This window comes from Aeromonas sp. L_1B5_3 (assembly GCF_963866575.1).
Taxonomy (GTDB): Bacteria; Pseudomonadota; Gammaproteobacteria; order Enterobacterales; family Aeromonadaceae; genus Aeromonas; species Aeromonas jandaei.
Window position 1 is genome coordinate 17640 of the sequence record NZ_CAWMDN010000139.1, and the last position, 16241, is coordinate 33880.

Sequence of the window (16241 nt, forward strand, 5' to 3'; positions counted from 1 at the left end):
AAGGTGATGGCTAAGTTTTTATGGGTTTAATCCTTTAGGGGAAATTTTTACTGGGTTGGGTTATTTATAATTTTTGTTGGTTGGTGGGGGGTTAAATATGGTCGAATTATCTCATATAGGTGAGGGGTTAATTTGCACATTATTAAACAAAAATGTGGCCATGCAGGCTATTTTAAAAGAAATCTCCGGGGTGGATATTGAATTCTCTATAGCTATACCAGAACTTCGCCTTAATCCTTGTGCCGGTTTGATTTTTGATGGTGTTCATAAGGTCGATATATCTATATTAGATTTAAAGTCCATGAGATGCTTTCCTATTGAGGCTAAGCTAGGGCTGGATCGGCTATCCAAAAACGAATTTACGAAACGGTTTACTCAAACTTGCACAACTTCTCATTCAGGTAGACGAATTGCTGGTAGTATGATTTCAATTTTGGACAGAAAACTGCCGTCTCAGTGTGTTGGTGAGCCACTATCAGTCACTTACCAAGACCAGGAATTCACTCTTTCTAAAGAATGGGGATTAATATCTCGCCAAAGAGTAAAAGCAAACTGGCATCAACATGGTTATCCAACGCTCACAAAATACTGTAAGCATCTTTGCTTTGAGGAATTAGTAAGCTCATGTTGCTCAAAAACTGAATTCAATGAGTTGGTTGGACAGCTGTTAACCATTGACTACTATGAATGTTGGGTCAATGATAAGAAGTAATAATACTGGATGGACTTAATTGAAAAGTGTCAAACATTTAACCACATAATATCTTTTCTATTCCCTTCTATCTGGCAATGGGAGAAGGGGGGCTTTTTATATTTCACACTACTGATTTATTGGGCGTTGGTAGATACCGTCTGTGTTAGTAAGATACTTGGCTTTAGTCTTTGTTATACGGCTGGCGGTTTTTAATTACGTCAAAGCACAGGTGTACCTGTTTGCACATTGCCGCACCTAATGCCGACATTTTGCTTTTTCCTTCCCCTCATCCCCGACCCTTCTCCCGCAAGGGGAGAAGGGAGATTTGGTCCCGTGGATATACACTCGATTGCCAACGCCATATCCCCGATGCTGCTTTATTCCCTCTCCCTCCGGGAGAGGGCTGGGTGAGGGGAGCATTCAGCGGGTAGGGTGCAAAGAACGAAGTGAATTGCACCGCTTATATTGAGCTGGCAAAAGGTGTAATGCGCTTCGCTTATTACACCCTGCGCAGACGCTCTGCCTATTTCCCTTCTGTCTCTTCCCCATCACGGCTGCCTCTGGGTATTGGTCAGCAAATGGGCTGCACTTGAGCCACACTTGCTGACGCCCTGAACGGCCCATTTATCATGCAGAGCGAGCAGCCGATAACCGGACAGCAGGGGGAGAGTGGCATTCTGGCTGACAGGATTTTCGCCGTGTGCCAAGGTAGCGCTTCACGCCGACTCGACAACGCCGTTTGGTGGGCAAGCAAGAGTGACGCAGGCAAGAAGAGAGGATGACCTCATATGGGCAAAGAGAGTGATCCGGTCAGGATTTCAGACCTCAGCGAGTCTGTGGTACACGGGATTCTGGAGGTGATCAGCGACGGCATCTGGGATTGGAATGCCAATACCGGCTTTGTCTATCGCAATCCCGGCTGGTATCAGATGCTGGGCTATGAACCGCACTCCCTCGGCAATACCGTCTTTACCTGGGAGAGCGTGATCCATCCCGACGATATGGCGGCGGTGATGGCGAAGTTCGATCTCTGCCTCAATGGCAGCGCCCATGAGTATCGCGCCGAGTATCGTTGCCGCACCCGCGATGGCGATTACCTCTGGATTGAGGATTGCGGCCACATTATTGCCCGCAATCCCGATGGCTCGGTGGCGCGGATGATCGGCGCCCATCGCAATATCCACGCCAGCAAGCTGCTGCAGGAGCAGCTGGAGCGGCGCAACCACTCGCTGGAGCAGCTGATCGCCGAGCGCACCGCCGAGCTGGCGCGGCTCAACGAGGAGTTGCAACGCAAAGTGGACGAGAATCGCCTGCTGGCGGAGACCGATGCGCTGACCGGCGCCGCCAGCCGTTATCGGCTGGAGCGGGCGTTGCAGCTGGAGTGCGAGCGGGCACGCCGCTTCCATCAGCCCTTCACGGTGATCGCCATGGATGTGGACAACTTCAAGCAGATCAACGACAGCTATGGCCACCACACCGGGGATCAGACCCTGATCAACATAGTGGCGCTGATCCGCCGCCATATTCGCGAGATCGATCTGCTGGCCCGCTGGGGCGGTGACGAGTTTATGGTGGTGCTGCCCAATACTCGCCATGCCGAGGCGCAACTGGTGGCGAGCAAGTTCCAGCTGCTGTTGCAGCGCGAGACGATCTGCCCTCACGGCCCGGCGACCCTGAGTTTCGGGCTGGCGGAGTATGAGCAGGATGAGCAGAAGGAGAGCCTGATGGTGCGCGCCGATCGGGCGCTCTATCAGGCCAAGCTGCAGGGCAAGAACCGGATCTGCTGAGGGCGGGATGGCAAATGGAAAGGGCCGCAGGCGTGAAACCTGCGGCCCTTTTGCATAGGAACGCGGCCGCTTTAGAAGTGGTAGCGAATGCCCAGCTTGAGGGTGTCGAGGGAGTAGTGATCGTCACCCAGGGTCATGGCGTTGAACTGGCGCTCGTAACCAATCCCGGCGGAGATATGGTCGTTGAAGGCGTAGTCGATGCCCACTTCCAGATTGGGGTGAACGGTGCCCTTGGTCTCGCTGCGGCGACCCTGAACACTCATGCCGAGGATGGTGCCGTTGCCGATCATCTCGACTTCGGTGCTGGTGTAAGCCACGCCCGGCTTGGCGTAGGCGCTGAAGCCCCAGGCCAGCGGCTGGCTCAGCTTGGCGGCCAGGCTGATGCTGCGGGTGTCGATGGTGGTGTCGGTGAAGCCGGTCAGGCCCGGGCTGGTGATCCACATCAGCTGGCTCATGCGCTGGGCATGCAGACCGCTTTCGATGGCCAGCCAGTCGTTGAGGTGGTAGCCGACGATCAGGCTGCCACCGTCGAGCTGGTCGTCGATGATGTTGGCGTCGTGCGCTCGCTGGGCCACGCCATCCAGATCCATTTTGGAGGTGGTGAGATCCAGACCGAGATACCAGCCCTCGGCACACGCGGCGCCGCTGAGGGTGAGACCGAGCAGGGAGAGGGCAACTGCACTGTTAAACTTGTTCATGGATTATCTGTCCTGATGTGTGAACTGCGTGTGATTGAACTCTTTCATCCATGAAAGTTATTAATATTTCCTGCACTCCTGTATTCGAGGCGGCGCAGTATAGTCAGCTCGTTTTTCAATAACAACCCGTGTGCCGGCTGTGATTTGCTGCAAATAAAAATCGGCACAAACAATAACTTGGTAATTAATGATTAATTTAGAGTTATCACTTTATTTATAAATTACCAAAATAAACGAAATAACCGTAACCGGGCTATTTGCTGGCCGATCGGCCGGAGGGGGTTGATATCCCTTGGGTTTCTTTTTCGCTCCGCAAGGGGCATCTGATTGCAAACTGAATGATGATTAATCAGTTGTAAATGAGGCCGATTGCCAACTTTTTGTTGTTATTTTGACCGGTCTGATCTCGTCGCTGGTGGCCAAAATTTTTTGGCTGGTTGCATTTTTTATCTGCAAAAGGCGATGTTTGACTCTCTTTGTTGCTGTCTTTTTGCTCGCTAATGGTCGCTTTTGCTGCAGGTCGTTCATCTGCGCTCTGGCTGCCCCGGGAGGAACAAGGGACGACCGGGCTGAACCCGACCGGCCGGTTGGCCACGGCGCCGTTTGCCGATGGGTGAGACGAAAAAAGGGGGCGGGCAGGGTGAGTCGCTATTTTATGAGGGGGCGCACAGCGGCCTGACGACAACTTTGAAGGGCTCCACATTCTGATTATCCGGAGTGTGTTAGGGCAATATTTTTTCGAGCGATTCGCTATTGATTAAATCTTTATTATTGCGGTGTTGGTCACACCGACCAATTCAATTTGCCGGGGGCGGCTGATACGCTGCCGAATCCCGATTATGAGAAATAACAATCAGATGTAATCGGGTCGTCACGGGTGCTGCAACAAGGATAATAAATATGTCGACAATATTGATTCTGGTGGTGGTGGGGCTGGTCGCCTACGCCATGCTCAAGCGGTTCAATCCGCAGGCGACCTTGCTGACCGCGGGTCTGGTGCTGCTGGCGTATGCCCAGTGGGCGGGGATCAATCCGATCCTGCCCGCCGAGAACAGTCAGGGCTTCTGGTTCTTCGATCTGTGGGAGAAGTTCGCCATGGTGACCAACTCCCGCCTCGCCTCCACCGGTCTGACCCTGGTGGCGATTGCCGGGGTGGCCACCTACCTCAACCAGATCGGCGCCTCGGCGGCGCTGGTGAAGGCCACTTCCCGCCCCATCATGGCACTGAAGAACCCCTATGTATTGCTGGCGATCATCCTGCTGCTGGTCTCCATCCTCTATGTCTTTATCACCGGGGCGACCTCGCTCTCCCTGCTGTTGATGGGCACCCTCTATCCGCTGCTGCGCAACGCCGGGATCAGCGCCAAGACGGCGGTGGCGACCATCGTCATCCCCACCGCGTGGGAGTTTGGCCCCGGCCAGATCAATGCGGTGATCGGTGCCAAGGCGATCAATATCGAGGTGATGCCGTTCGTGGTGAACCATCAGCTGCTGTTCCAGATCGCGCTGCTGGTGATCATCCCCTTCGTCAATATCGCGTGGCAGCGCTACTGCGACCGCAAGGATGGCCATGATACCGCCGCCGAGCGGGGCAAATATCTGCACGAGCTGGAGGCAAAACACGAGAACACCCCGGGCTACTACGCCCTGCTGCCGGTGATCCCCTTCGTCTTTTTGTTCGGCTTCTCCGAGCTGTTTGTCAGCGCCATCAAGATGACCATTCCGGTGGCCATGATGTCGACCATGACCCTCTGCATCATCATCGAGGCGCTGCGCTACCGCTCCCTCAACAAGGCGTTCGCCAACTTCGAGGCCTGGCTGACCGGCACCGGGATGATCTTCGGCAGCGTGCTGACCCTGATGCTGGCGGCAGAGTTCTTCTCCGCCGGTCTCACCAATATCGGCGCCATCACCCAGCTGATCGATCTGGCCAAGTCGTTCGAGCTCAACCCGCTCGGGCTGTCGCTGGTCTTCTCGCTCTTTATCCTGCTGACCGCCTTTATCACCGGCTCGGGCAACGCCCCGGTGATGGCGTTTATTCCCATCGTGCCGCTGGTCTCCAGCCAGTTCGACATCAACCCGCTGTTGCTGCTGGTGCCGATCCTGTTCGCGGCCGGCATTGGCCGCACCATCTCGCCGGTGGCGGGGGTGATCATCACGGTCTCCGGCATCGCCAACCTGAGCCCGGTGGATGTGGTGAAGCGCACTTTCGTCCCCATGATGGCGAGCATGGCGGTGGTGATGGCGCTGACGGCCATTCGCTATATCTGATTGGGTTGCCATCTGCTGACGCCTGCCCTGTGGCAGGCGTTTTTCATGGCGCAAAAAAGAGTAGAGCGGTGCTTTTGCAAGCGCCGCTCAAGATCAGGAAAAAGGAAAAACCTTGCGGTTTAAAAAATACAAATTTGGAAGCAAACAATCGATTTCTAAACCAGGAAGGGTCTTGAATTCGATACGACAAAAGTATGCGTGATGAGCTATGCAGCACTAGCAAAATGTTTTCCGGTTCAAGGATATGCGCTGGCAGGTATCAGATTTTGCGACCGTTGACCGGAACTGGTCAGGCCTCGGCGCCATTTCAGCCGGTTATGGGCGACCACCATCTTTTTGGTGTCAATATCTGAGCCTTGGCGGTAAAAATAGAGGCGACCCCGCTGCGGCATAACCATGCAGTCACGATGCAACTACAAGGATGAGTCCCGTGAGCTACAGCCAGACCCTGGCCACCCAGATCCTCGATACCCTGAAGAAGACCCTGACCGACAAGGGGATCCGCTATCAAACGCTGGCGGAGGCGATGGGGGTCTCCATTGCCACCATCAAACGGATGATGAACAAGCCCTCCCTGCCGTTCGATACCCTGCTGGAGATCTGCCATCTGGTGGGGCTCTCGTTCGAGGAGCTGCTGGAGCGCACTCAGGATGCCCAGAGCCGGCGCGCCGTCTTCACTCAGGAGCAGGACGAGGCGTTTCACAACGAGCCGGGCCTCTACGCCTTTCTGGCCAACATCTTCTGGCGCGACAAGACGTTGATCGATCTCAAGAGGGAGTACGGCCTGACCGATGCCTCCTGCTACCTCTATCTGCGCAAGCTGGAGAAGCTCGGCATCCTGCAGCTTGGCATCGACAACAGCTACCACTTCCTCATCAGCGAGCGGATCAGCTTCGAGCAGCACAGCCGCTTCGCCCGCCAGCAGGCGCGCCAGGCGATGTCGATGCTGGGGGAGTATCTGGTGGAGAACATGCACAAGTCGAACAACTATCTGGCGCTCTGCCAGCTCCATCTCAACGAGAGCGAGGCGATGGGGTTGATCGAGCGGATGAAGGAGTACTGGCATCAGGAGCTCAAGCTCAACCGCCCCGCCATCGGCCAGCAGGAGCACCGCAAGACCTACACCATGTCGCTGCAACTGGCCGACTGCGGCTATCAGAGCTTTGACGACATGATCCCCAATATCGACAACTGATCCCAGCGGATCCTGCGGGATCCGCTCTGTTGATGTCTGGTTATTCCGTGAATTGAACGGTCTGCGATCTGCTTGTGGCCGGTTGCAATGCCCGGGTATCGAGGCAGATACGGATCGCATCCGGCCGCCAGTGTTCGATATCGCAGTCCACCAGAGCGCCCCGCTCGTCATAGTTGACCCGCACCAGCCGCAGCACCGCGCTCCCCTCCGCCAGATTGAGGGCGCGGGCGATGGCGCCGCGCGCCGCCGAGGGGGTGATCTCGAGACTCGCCCCGCCCTGGCCTATGCCATAGCGCTGCTGATAGAGCTCGGTGAGGGAGCTGGCCAGCGGTGCGCTGGCGATATCGGGAAAGCGGCTGGCCAGCAGATGGTGGCTGACGTGGAGCACCGGGCGACCGTCGATCAGGCGCAGGCGGCGAATTTCATACAGCGGCGTAAAAGGATCCAGCCCCATCCAGCGGCAGAGCTCGCTGCTGGCGAGCTCACTGCCGTGGGCCAGCACCCGGGTTTCGGCGGTGCGCTGCTGCTCGCCGATCCACTGGTGAAAGTGGGTGTGGATGGCGGGATCGTAGGTGAGGCGGGGTGGGGCCACGAACCAGCCACGCCGCTCGGCCCGGTAGATAAGGCCATCCGCCTCGAGGCTGGATAGCGCCTCCTTGATGGTGATGCGGGTGGTGGCAAAACGCTCGCTCAGGGCCCGTTCGGCGGGCAACTGCTGCCCCGCCGCCAGCTGGCCGCTGCCGATATAGCGGCGCAGGGTCTGGCAAATCTGTTCACACTTGGAGGCGCGGCCCTCAGCCGCTAGCCGTTCGCTCAATCTCGGTTCAATCACGCTCATGTCCCTGTCGCTCATTCTGGCTGTGCGGGCTGGCCTGGCCCTTGTTGGTTCAACCCTTGCTGGAGTAGTCCAGCTTCACTTGGGTTCAGAGTTGTAACCGCTGCGGATGACAGCGACATGACAGGGAAATTGTCATCAAACTGCCATCAAAGCGCCCCGCGACCGTCATATTTCCCCTCTAGCATCCCTCTCGAACCTTAACTGACCTAGTCCAGAGGGATGGGATGATGAAAAGCGTGATCGCAAGTGCACTGGCTCTGGTGGCCATCAGCCAACCGCTGTTTGCTGCCGAAAATATCGCAGATCTTGAGAAGGCCGCTCGCGGTGAAGGGCAGCTCAGCAGTATCGGCATGCCCGACAGCTGGGCCAACTGGAAGGATACCTGGCAGCAGCTGGGCAACATCTACGGCATCAAGCATCAGGATACCGACATGAGCTCGGCGCAGGAGATCGCCAAGTTCGCCGCCGAGAAGGCCAACGCCACCGCCGATATCGGCGACGTGGGCGGCGCCTTCGGCCCGGTTGCGGTCAAGCAGGGGGTCACCCAGCCCTACAAGCCCTCCACCTGGGCTGATATTCCCAACTGGGCGAAGGATGCGGACGGTCACTGGATGCTGGCCTATACCGGCACCATCGCCTTCCTGATCAACAAGGATCTGGTCAAGGCGGCCCCCACCAGCTGGCAATCCCTGCTGGGTGGCGACTACAAGGTGACCCTGGGTGATGTGGGCGTAGCCTCCCAGGCCAACAACGGCGTGCTGGCGGCGGCCTATGCCACCGGCGGCAGCGAGAAGAATCTGAAACCTGCACTGGAGCTGTTCGGCCAGCTGGCCAAGCAGGGTCGTCTCTCCCTGAACGATCCGACCATCGCCAACATCGAGAAGGGCGAGGTGGAAGTGGGTGTGCTGTGGGACTTCAACGCATTGAACTACCGCGACCAGATCGACCCCAAGAAGTTTGATGTGGTGATCCCGAGCGACGGCTCCGTCATCGCCGGTTATACCACCATCATCAACAAGTGGGCCAAGAACCCCAACGCCGCCAAGCTGGCGCGGGAATATATCCTCTCCGATGCCGGTCAGATCAACCTGGCCCGTGGCTACGCTCGCCCCATCCGCAGCAACGTTGCGCTGCCGGATGACGTGAAGGCCAAGCTGCTGCCGGCCGAGCAGTACGCCAATGCCAAGCCGGTGCAAGATCACGCCGCCTGGGAGCAGAGCTCCAAAGCCCTGCCGCGTCAGTGGCAAGAAACCGTCATGATCAACATGCAGTAAGGGAATCCAGTGCAACACAAGGTGATAGTGGTACTTGTGGATGGTCTGGCAGCCGAGGTAGCCCACACCATGGGCTACCTCGGTGGCATGGTGGAGGCGGGGCGTGGCCTGCATACGACCCTGAATGCTGCCCTGCCGTCTCTCTCCCGACCCCTCTACGAGTGCATCCTGACCGGCGTGCCGCCGGTGATGAGCGGCATCACCCACAACGGGGTGAGTCGCCTCAGTCTGCATGATTCCATCTTCCATCTGGCCCGCGCCGCGGGTAAACGCACCGCAGCGGCGGCCTACTACTGGGTGAGCGAGCTTTACAACAAGAGCCCCTGGCTGGCGGCCCGCGATCGCTTTACCCACGATGAGCAGCTGCCGATCCAGCACGGCTGCTTCTACTGGGATGACAACTACCCCGACAGCCATCTGCTGATGGATGGCGAGTGGCTGCGCAGCCAGTACGATCCTGATTTTCTGCTGATCCACCCGATGGGGGTGGACGATGCGGGCCACAAGTTTGGCTTCGACTCCCGCCAGTACCGCAATCAGGCGCGCCGCATGGACAGCCTGCTGGCCGACCTGCTGCCCCAGTGGCTGGCGGAGGGGTATCAGGTGGTAGTCACCTCGGATCACGGCATGAACAACGACCTGAGCCACGGCGGCACCCTGCCGGAAGAGCGCACCGTGCCGCTCTGGCTGTTTGGCGATGCCTTCGTCGAGCGCTGGCCGGATGGGGTGGTGATCGCCCAGACCCAGCTCTGCGCCCTGATGGCCGATCTGCTGGGCATTTCCCACGACAAGCCGGCAGCGCCGCCGCTGCTCAAGGCGGCCTTTATGCGCGAGGTGCACTGATGATGCCTGCAACCACCGAGATCCTCGAGGATCAACCTGTGGCAACCAAGCAGAAGGTGCGTCGCCACTGGCTGCCCGCGCTGGTGTTGCTGCCCTTTATCCTCTTGATGATCCTGTTCCAGCTTGCCCCCATGGTGTGGGTGCTGGTGGGCAGTTTCCAAACCACGGATGGCTGGGGCATCGACTACTACCGGGAGATTTTGAGCTCCCCCTTCTACCTGCAATCGTTCGGCAACTCGTTGCGCATCGCTGGTATCGCCAGTCTGGCGGGGCTTGCCATCGGCACCCTCGGGGCGGCGGCGCTGCGCCACAGCGGCGAGCGGGTCAAGCGGGTGCTGCTGGCCTTTGTCACCATGACCGGCAACTTCAGCGGTGTGCCGCTGGCATTCGCCTTCATCATCATTCTCGGCATCAACGGTGCTGTGACCCTGCTGCTGAAATCCTGGGGATTGATCGACGGCTTCAACCTCTACTCGGGCAGCGGCCTTATCCTCATCTACACCTACTTCCAGATCCCGCTCGCCCTGCTGCTGCTCTATCCGGCCTTCGATGCGCTGCAGGATGAGTGGCCGCAAGCGGCCGCGTTGCTCGGCGCGAGCAAGGGGCAGTATGTCTGGCACGTGGCGCTGCCGGTGCTGACTCCAGCCCTGCTCGGCACCCTGATCATCCTGTTTGCCAACGCGGTGGGGGCCTATGCCTCCGCCTATGCCCTCACCACCGGCAACTTCAATCTGGTGACCATCCGGGTGGCCAGTCTGGTCTCCGGCGATATCTTCCTCGAGCCCAATATGGCGGCGGCGCTGGCGGTGATCCTGATGGTGCTGCTGGGGGTAGTGACGGCCGCCAACCAGTGGCTGCTGAAAAAGAGCTATGTGAACAAGGGGCAATCCCATGCATGATTTGACGCCGCGCTGGCCCAAGTGGGTGCTGGGTGGGCTGGTCGCCACCCTGCTGCTGCCGCTGTTGGCCACGTTTCTCTACTCCATCTCCACCCGCTGGGGGGCGACCCTGCTGCCGGACGGCTTCACCCTCGACTGGTATCTCAAACTGTGGGGCGATCCGCGCTTTCTGGCAGCGTTTGGCCGCAGCCTCCTGGTCTGCTTCGCCACCCTGCTGCTGGGGACCCTGGTGCTGGTGCCGACTGTGCTGGTGGTGGCCTACTACTTCCCCAAGCTGGATCCCTGGATGAACCTGTTGATCCTGCTCCCCTTCGCGGTGCCGCCTGTGGTCTCCTCAGTCGGGCTGCTGCAGATCTATGCCGACGGTGTTCTGCCCATTATCGGCACGCCGTGGATCCTGATCGGCACCTGGTTTACCGTGGTGCTCCCCTTCATGTACCGGGCGCTGGCCAACAGCCTGCAAGGAGTGCCGCTGAAAGATCTGATGGATGCCGCCCACCTGCTGGGGGCGAGCAGTCGGCGCGCCTTTCTGCTGGTGGTGATCCCCTGCCTGCGCAAGGGATTGCTGGCGGCGCTGTTTCTCTCCCTCTCCTTCCTGCTCGGCGAGTTCGTGTTTGCCAACATGCTGGTGGGCACCCGCTACGAGACCCTGCAGGTCTACCTCTACAACATGCGCGCCACCTCGGGCCACTTCACCAGTGCGCTGGTGATGAGCTACTTCCTGCTGACCCTGCTGCTCACCTGGGCGGCCAACAGATTTCATCGGTGAATCAACATGTTCCATCTAGAAGTGAATCAACTGCACAAATCCTACGGCGATACCAGAGTGTTCGAGGGGATCGAATTCGGCATTCGCAAGGGGGAGCTGGTGACCCTGCTCGGCCCCTCCGGCTGCGGCAAATCCACCCTGCTGCGGGCGCTGGCCGGGCTCACCCCGGTGGATGGCGGTCAGGTGCGGGTGGCCGGTGAAGATATCACCTGGCAGGAGCCCCAGAAGCGGGGCATCGGCATGGTGTTCCAGAGCTATGCGCTCTTCCCCAACATGACGGTGTGGGACAACGTTGCCTTCGGCCTCAAGATGAAGCCCCAGCCGGGGCGGGATCTCGCCGCCAGCGTGCAGGAGGCGCTTGAGCTGGTGGAGCTGACCGGTTTCGAGCGCCGCTATCCGGCCGAGCTCTCCGGTGGCCAGCGCCAGCGGGTAGCGCTGGCCCGGGCGTTGGTGGTGCAGCCGCGGATCCTGCTGCTGGATGAGCCGCTCTCGGCGCTGGATGCCCGCATCCGCCGCAGCCTGCGCCAGCAGATCCGCGAGATCCAGCAGCGCCTCGAGCTCACCACCATCTTCGTGACCCACGATCAGGAGGAGGCGTTGACCATGTCGGACAGGATCTTCCTGATGAACAAGGGATCCATCGTCCAGAGCGGTACACCGGAGGAGATCTATACCCGTCCCGCCAGCGAGTTTGTAGCGAGCTTTATCGGCAACTACAACCTGCTTGGCGCCGAGCAGGGCAAGTCGCTGTTTGGCCCCCGTTTTCAGGGCAAGCTGGCGCTGCGACCCGAATCCCTCTCCCTGCTGCCGGCCGGCGCTCACAGCGACGAGCCGAACCTGCCGGGGGTGATCAGCGGGCAACAGCTGCTTGGTAACGTCATCCGCTATCAAGTGACCTGCGAGGCAGGCGTACTGACGGTAGATTGCCTCAACCGCTCGGCCCGCGAGCTGCTGCCGGTGGGGCGCGCCGTGACGCTGGTGGTGGCCCGGGATCAGCTCTGTGAGGTAGCATGAGGCGGCATTTCATTTCCATTTTCACTGCGAGGAGCGCCCATGGCACTGGCACTGTTTGATCTGGACGAGACCCTGATTGCCGGGGATTCCGCCAGCCTCTGGCTGGCGTACATGGTGGCCGAGGAGCTGGCCCCCGCCAGCATGATTGCCGAGGAGCAGGGGATGATGTCCCTCTACCATCAGGGCAAGATGGACATGCACCAGTACATGGCCTTCACCCTGCAACCGCTGGCGGGCAAGACGCGCCAGTGGCTCGACTCGCTCTGTAGCCGCTTTGCCGAGCAGGTGCTGCGCGAGCGCATCTATCCAGAGGGGCTGGCACGTATCGAGTGGCACCGCCAGCGTGGCGACGAGCTGGTGCTCATCTCCGCCTCCGGCGAACATCTGGTGGCCCCCATGGCGCGGATGCTGGGGATGGAGCACTGTGTCGCCATCCTGCTCGATGAAGAGTCCGGCATGCTGACCGGCCAGACCCGTGGCACCCTCAGTTTTCGCGAGGGCAAGGTGGCCCGCATCAACCAGCTGTTTGCCGGGCGGGAACAGCTCTGGCAGGGGAGCTTTGGTTACAGCGACTCCCACAATGATCTGCCCATGCTGCGGGCGGTGAGCCATCCCCATGCGGTCAATCCGGCCCCTGCGCTGCGCCAGCAGGCCGAGGAGCTGGGCTGGCCCGTGCTGGAGTGGCAGCGCCAGCTTTGAGTGCCAGTTGGTGGTGATGAAAAAGTGGTGATGAAAACAGAGAGAGGCCGGAAGGCCTCTTTCTTGTTATCTGAGCGCTGCTGTTGGCTGTCATGCCTCGTTGGCGCGTAGCGGCTCCTCATCAGACGCCTTGTCTGCGGGACGCGGTTCATCCGGCTGCGCTGTCTGTTCGCCGTTTTGCGGGAAGCAGATGCGGTTTTTCCCCTCCCGCTTGGCACGATAAACGGCGTTGTCTGCCAGCTCGATCAGATCTTTGCCAGACATACCGGGTTTGCTGAAGGCGACGCCGCCGCTGATGGTGATGGTGAGATCCACCTCGCGCCACTCCAGCTGCTCCACCCCGATCCTGAAGGTCTCCAGCAGGGAGGGGAGCATGGGTTGATCCTCGCCGTAGCGGAAGATGAGCACCAGCTCCTCGCCACCATAGCGGCAGAACCAGCCCCAGTCGTGGAACAGTCGCATGCCGAGTTTGCCCACCCGCTTGAGCACCACGTCACCGGTCTGGTGGCCGAAGGTGTCGTTGACCCGTTTGAAGTTGTCGAGATCGAACATCACCAGCCCGAAGGGTTGGCCCTGCTTGATCTGCTGTTGCAGGCACTCGTCGAAGAAGCGGCGGTTGTAGAGGCCGGTGAGCTTGTCCTGATTGGCTTGCAGCCGGATCTGGGCGAAGTCCTGGCTGGCGGCATCCATCTCTTCGTAGACCTTGGCCAGCTCCAGCATGCGGCGGCCGTTGTAGGCGATACCGCCGGAGCGGCTGGCCCGGATCAGCAGGGTGATCTCGCCCAGCATGCGGCGGAAGTAGCGTGACCAGAGCATGGCGAGCAGCAGATAGAGTACGCAGGCAACGCCGATCATCAGCTGCACGTTGACGGAGACGCTGTCGATGACCCTTTCCATGCTGGCGGTAGGCTCGACGCTGAGCAGAACCCAGCGCTGCTCGGGAATGCGGTTGTAGGCGACCATCTGGCCGCTCGCCTCATCGAGGAAGAAGCCCTGATCGCCCTTCATCCGTGTCAGCCATGCGGGGTCGGCCAGCGGTTTGAAGACGCGGGCGCGATCCGGGTGAGCCAGCACCAGCCCCTCGTGGTTGATCAGCATCTGATAACCCCGCCCGTCGTGATAATCCACACCGCGTTTGTTGTTGAGCCAGCTGGCGAGCGGAGTGAGCTGGGTATCGAGGGAGAGCACACCGACCCGTTTGCCGTCCGGGGTCAGGATGACCCGTGCCAGCGCCATGGTGAGGGTGCCGAGGGTGTAGTCGTAGTAGGGGTCGGTAAAGACAATCTGGCCGGGGTGGCTGGCCGCCAGCTTGTACCAGGGGCGAACCCGGGGATCGAACCTTTCGTCAGCCTGCCATGCAGGGTGGATCAGCATCTTGCGATACTCGGTGCCGACATAGACATAGTCGAGCTCCATCACCTTGTGATAGGCCCGCCACGCCTGCAGATAGTGCTCGCCGTTGCGAATGGTCGGCTCAATGAAGTCCTGATAATTTACCTGCTGGTAAATCAGCGTAAACTGGCGTTTGAGCGTCTCCAGATAGGGTTCGAGCAGGGTGTGCAGATATTGGGTATTGCGGGCCACCAGGTTTTGTTCCTGCTCGTTGCGCAGGGTGCGCTCCATATGCAGGTAGTAGATGCTGCCCAGCAGTAAAACAGGGATAAAGAGCAGGAGGAGGCCCAACCGCATGCGGGAGATTAATGACCACGTATTCCTGGACGTACCGCGGGGCATGAAGAGATCCTTTTCAGCTCGAGTGAGACCAGCATATATGATGCCGCTCTGCTCGTCTAAAGGCAGAAAGTGAGAATTTGCTGATGCTCAATCATTCTCTGCTCTGCCATCTCCATGACGGCAGCATTATTCTGCTGCTGCTCGCCCTGTGCATCGAATACCTCATTTTTCGCCGAGGGCTCAACATGGTGCGAGTGCGCCGTCTGCTGGTGGTGGACGGGGTCTCGGCACTGGCCCTGTTCGGCATCTTTGCCACCGGTTGTCTGCTGGCGCTCGAACATGCCGGCTCGCTGGCGGCTCTCTTTGCCCACCCGGCTCACGGCATGCAGACCCTGCTTTTTCTGGTGATCGTCGGGTCGCTCGATTACCCCAGCCGTCTCTTCTACCGCTGGCGCCGCTCCCTGCGGCTGGGTCGCGCGCCGATGATCTCCATCCAGCAGCAATTCCGGGTGATCTGGATCCTGCGTGGCAACATGTTGCTGGTGCTGCTCTTCGCCCTGTTGGTAAAACATCCACTGCCATAAAGACAAGAGGGTGGGGAGACGGGTATCTTGGATCAGATAACCCGCAAAACGCTGATTTAAGGATGAATCATCATGCGTTCCAATCTGATGTTGCTGATGGCTGCCACCATCTGGGGCATGGGCTTTGTCGCCCAGCGTCTCGGGATGGATCATATGGGACCATACACCTTCAATGGCCTGCGCTTTCTGCTCGGCGCCTTCTCTCTGCTGCCGCTGCTCTGGTGGCTCAAATCCCGACAACCTGTTGCCGTCACGGGCGATCATCGCCAACTGCTGACCGGTGGTGTGCTGGCCGGACTGGTGCTGTTCTGCGCCGCCTCCCTGCAACAGGTGGGGCTGCTCTACACTACGGCCGCCAAGGCCGGTTTTATCACCGGGCTCTACATCATTCTGGTGCCTGTGCTGGGGTTGCTGCTGCACCACAAGACCGGCACCAACACCTGGATTGGCGCGCTTATCGCGCTGGCCGGTCTCTATCTGCTGAGCGTGACGGATGACTTTTCCATCGGCTTTGGCGATCTGCTGCAGGTGATTGGCGCCCTGTTCTGGGCGATCCATCTGCTGCTGGTTGATCACTACTCCAATCGGGTGGCCCCCATCAAGCTGGCTTGCGTGCAGTTTGTGGTGTGCGGTCTGCTCAGCCTCGTGACCGCCTTCATCATCGAGACGCCGACGGTGGCCGGGGCGGTTGCCGGTTGGCAGGCGCTGCTCTACGCCGGTCTGGTCTCGGTGGGGGTTGGCTATACCCTGCAGGTGCTGGGGCAGCGCGGTGCCCATCCGGCCCATGCCGCCATCATTCTCAGTCTGGAGACCGTCTTCGCCGCCGTGGGTGGCGTGTTGCTGCTGGGCGAAACGCTGGATGAGCAGACGGTGGCGGGCTGTTCGCTGATGCTGGCGGGGATGCTGATCTCCCAGATCCGGCTGCGCTGGTGGTGGAAGTCGCGCCGCGACAAGGTGCCGCTGGCCAAGTAAACCGCGCTCTGCCTGCATAACAAAAACGCC

Annotated in this window: 16 protein-coding genes; 12 read left to right on the forward strand and 4 right to left on the reverse strand. The window is 59.4% G+C overall.

Features of this window, described 5'->3' with window-relative positions:
* The first annotated feature begins 97 nt into the window (after positions 1–97).
* Positions 98–712, forward strand: a complete 615-nt coding sequence (locus AACR93_RS18450) for a hypothetical protein (RefSeq protein WP_082044043.1) — start codon at positions 98–100, stop codon at positions 710–712.
* Positions 713–1482: 770 nt separating this feature from the next.
* Positions 1483–2481 (forward strand): sensor domain-containing diguanylate cyclase, encoded by a 999-nt coding sequence (locus tag AACR93_RS18455; protein WP_043849733.1) that lies wholly within the window; start codon positions 1483–1485, stop codon positions 2479–2481.
* A 71-nt stretch (positions 2482–2552) separates the two neighbouring features.
* On the opposite strand, the gene AACR93_RS18460 is transcribed toward AACR93_RS18455, so the two are convergent.
* Both AACR93_RS18460 and AACR93_RS18465 read right to left on the reverse strand, forming a co-directional pair.
* Entirely contained in the window at positions 2553–3179 is a 627-nt protein-coding gene (locus AACR93_RS18460) for a porin family protein (RefSeq protein ID WP_042030191.1), read from the reverse strand.
* 345 nt (positions 3180–3524) lie between these two features.
* Positions 3525–3707, reverse strand: coding sequence for a hypothetical protein (locus AACR93_RS18465; protein WP_156152870.1), 183 nt, complete (start codon positions 3705–3707; stop codon positions 3525–3527).
* Between the two features lie 372 nt (positions 3708–4079).
* Between AACR93_RS18465 and dcuC the strand changes: the two genes are divergently transcribed.
* Complete coding sequence (gene dcuC, locus AACR93_RS18470) at positions 4080–5450, forward strand: C4-dicarboxylate transporter DcuC (protein ID WP_033115529.1); 1371 nt, start codon at positions 4080–4082, stop codon at positions 5448–5450.
* Between the two features lie 430 nt (positions 5451–5880).
* Positions 5881–6645 (forward strand): helix-turn-helix domain-containing protein, encoded by a 765-nt coding sequence (locus AACR93_RS18475; RefSeq protein WP_041210060.1) that lies wholly within the window; start codon positions 5881–5883, stop codon positions 6643–6645.
* Between the two features lie 40 nt (positions 6646–6685).
* Here the strand turns inward: AACR93_RS18475 and AACR93_RS18480 are convergent, their stop codons facing one another.
* Positions 6686–7498 (reverse strand): UTRA domain-containing protein, encoded by an 813-nt coding sequence (locus AACR93_RS18480; protein WP_043849734.1) that lies wholly within the window; start codon positions 7496–7498, stop codon positions 6686–6688.
* Positions 7499–7710: 212 nt separating this feature from the next.
* Here AACR93_RS18480 and AACR93_RS18485 point away from each other — a divergent pair, with 212 nt between their 5' ends.
* The 6 genes from AACR93_RS18485 to AACR93_RS18510 are packed head-to-tail and all read left to right on the forward strand — an operon-like array spanning position 7711 to position 12981.
* Complete coding sequence (locus AACR93_RS18485) at positions 7711–8757, forward strand: ABC transporter substrate-binding protein (RefSeq protein WP_043849735.1); 1047 nt, start codon at positions 7711–7713, stop codon at positions 8755–8757.
* 9 nt (positions 8758–8766) lie between these two features.
* Positions 8767–9600, forward strand: a complete 834-nt coding sequence (locus AACR93_RS18490) for an alkaline phosphatase family protein (RefSeq protein ID WP_043849736.1) — start codon at positions 8767–8769, stop codon at positions 9598–9600.
* Positions 9600–10499, forward strand: coding sequence for an ABC transporter permease (locus AACR93_RS18495; RefSeq protein ID WP_043849737.1), 900 nt, complete (start codon positions 9600–9602; stop codon positions 10497–10499). Before AACR93_RS18490 ends, AACR93_RS18495 begins: the two co-directional genes overlap by 1 nt.
* The gene (locus AACR93_RS18500; protein ID WP_042648076.1) at positions 10492–11268 is read left to right on the forward strand and encodes an ABC transporter permease; all 777 of its coding nucleotides are present in this window, start codon (positions 10492–10494) and stop codon (positions 11266–11268) included. The genes AACR93_RS18495 and AACR93_RS18500 overlap by 8 nt, the downstream gene beginning before the upstream one ends.
* A 6-nt stretch (positions 11269–11274) precedes the next feature.
* Positions 11275–12282 (forward strand): ABC transporter ATP-binding protein, encoded by a 1008-nt coding sequence (locus AACR93_RS18505; protein WP_043849738.1) that lies wholly within the window; start codon positions 11275–11277, stop codon positions 12280–12282.
* A 39-nt stretch (positions 12283–12321) separates the two neighbouring features.
* Positions 12322–12981, forward strand: coding sequence for an HAD family hydrolase (locus AACR93_RS18510; protein ID WP_043849739.1), 660 nt, complete (start codon positions 12322–12324; stop codon positions 12979–12981).
* Positions 12982–13071: 90 nt separating this feature from the next.
* On the opposite strand, the gene AACR93_RS18515 is transcribed toward AACR93_RS18510, so the two are convergent.
* Entirely contained in the window at positions 13072–14670 is a 1599-nt protein-coding gene (locus AACR93_RS18515) for a sensor domain-containing diguanylate cyclase (RefSeq protein WP_231556880.1), read from the reverse strand.
* A 128-nt stretch (positions 14671–14798) separates the two neighbouring features.
* Between AACR93_RS18515 and AACR93_RS18520 the strand changes: the two genes are divergently transcribed.
* Positions 14799–15239, forward strand: a complete 441-nt coding sequence (locus tag AACR93_RS18520; protein WP_033115539.1) for a DUF2214 family protein — start codon at positions 14799–14801, stop codon at positions 15237–15239.
* A 72-nt stretch (positions 15240–15311) separates the two neighbouring features.
* On the forward strand, positions 15312–16211 hold the full coding sequence (locus AACR93_RS18525) for a DMT family transporter (RefSeq protein ID WP_043849741.1): 900 nt from the start codon (positions 15312–15314) through the stop codon (positions 16209–16211).
* Positions 16212–16241 lie beyond the last annotated feature (30 nt).

What these genes read in the sequence shown, in the direction of transcription:
- AACR93_RS18465 (WP_156152870.1), bottom strand. Translation starts at nt 3,707, where the DNA reads ATGAACGACCTGCAGCAAAAGCGACCATTAGCGAGCAAAAAGACAGCA.
- AACR93_RS18450 (WP_082044043.1), top strand. Translation starts at nt 98, where the DNA reads ATGGTCGAATTATCTCATATAGGTGAGGGGTTAATTTGCACATTATTA.
- AACR93_RS18515 (WP_231556880.1), bottom strand. Translation starts at nt 14,670, where the DNA reads ATGCGGTTGGGCCTCCTCCTGCTCTTTATCCCTGTTTTACTGCTGGGC.
- AACR93_RS18460 (WP_042030191.1), bottom strand. Translation starts at nt 3,179, where the DNA reads ATGAACAAGTTTAACAGTGCAGTTGCCCTCTCCCTGCTCGGTCTCACC.
- AACR93_RS18510 (WP_043849739.1), top strand. Translation starts at nt 12,322, where the DNA reads ATGGCACTGGCACTGTTTGATCTGGACGAGACCCTGATTGCCGGGGAT.
- AACR93_RS18495 (WP_043849737.1), top strand. Translation starts at nt 9,600, where the DNA reads ATGATGCCTGCAACCACCGAGATCCTCGAGGATCAACCTGTGGCAACC.
- AACR93_RS18480 (WP_043849734.1), bottom strand. Translation starts at nt 7,498, where the DNA reads ATGAGCGACAGGGACATGAGCGTGATTGAACCGAGATTGAGCGAACGG.
- dcuC (WP_033115529.1), top strand. Translation starts at nt 4,080, where the DNA reads ATGTCGACAATATTGATTCTGGTGGTGGTGGGGCTGGTCGCCTACGCC.
- AACR93_RS18505 (WP_043849738.1), top strand. Translation starts at nt 11,275, where the DNA reads ATGTTCCATCTAGAAGTGAATCAACTGCACAAATCCTACGGCGATACC.
- AACR93_RS18525 (WP_043849741.1), top strand. Translation starts at nt 15,312, where the DNA reads ATGCGTTCCAATCTGATGTTGCTGATGGCTGCCACCATCTGGGGCATG.
- AACR93_RS18455 (WP_043849733.1), top strand. Translation starts at nt 1,483, where the DNA reads ATGGGCAAAGAGAGTGATCCGGTCAGGATTTCAGACCTCAGCGAGTCT.
- AACR93_RS18520 (WP_033115539.1), top strand. Translation starts at nt 14,799, where the DNA reads ATGCTCAATCATTCTCTGCTCTGCCATCTCCATGACGGCAGCATTATT.
- AACR93_RS18500 (WP_042648076.1), top strand. Translation starts at nt 10,492, where the DNA reads ATGCATGATTTGACGCCGCGCTGGCCCAAGTGGGTGCTGGGTGGGCTG.
- AACR93_RS18485 (WP_043849735.1), top strand. Translation starts at nt 7,711, where the DNA reads ATGAAAAGCGTGATCGCAAGTGCACTGGCTCTGGTGGCCATCAGCCAA.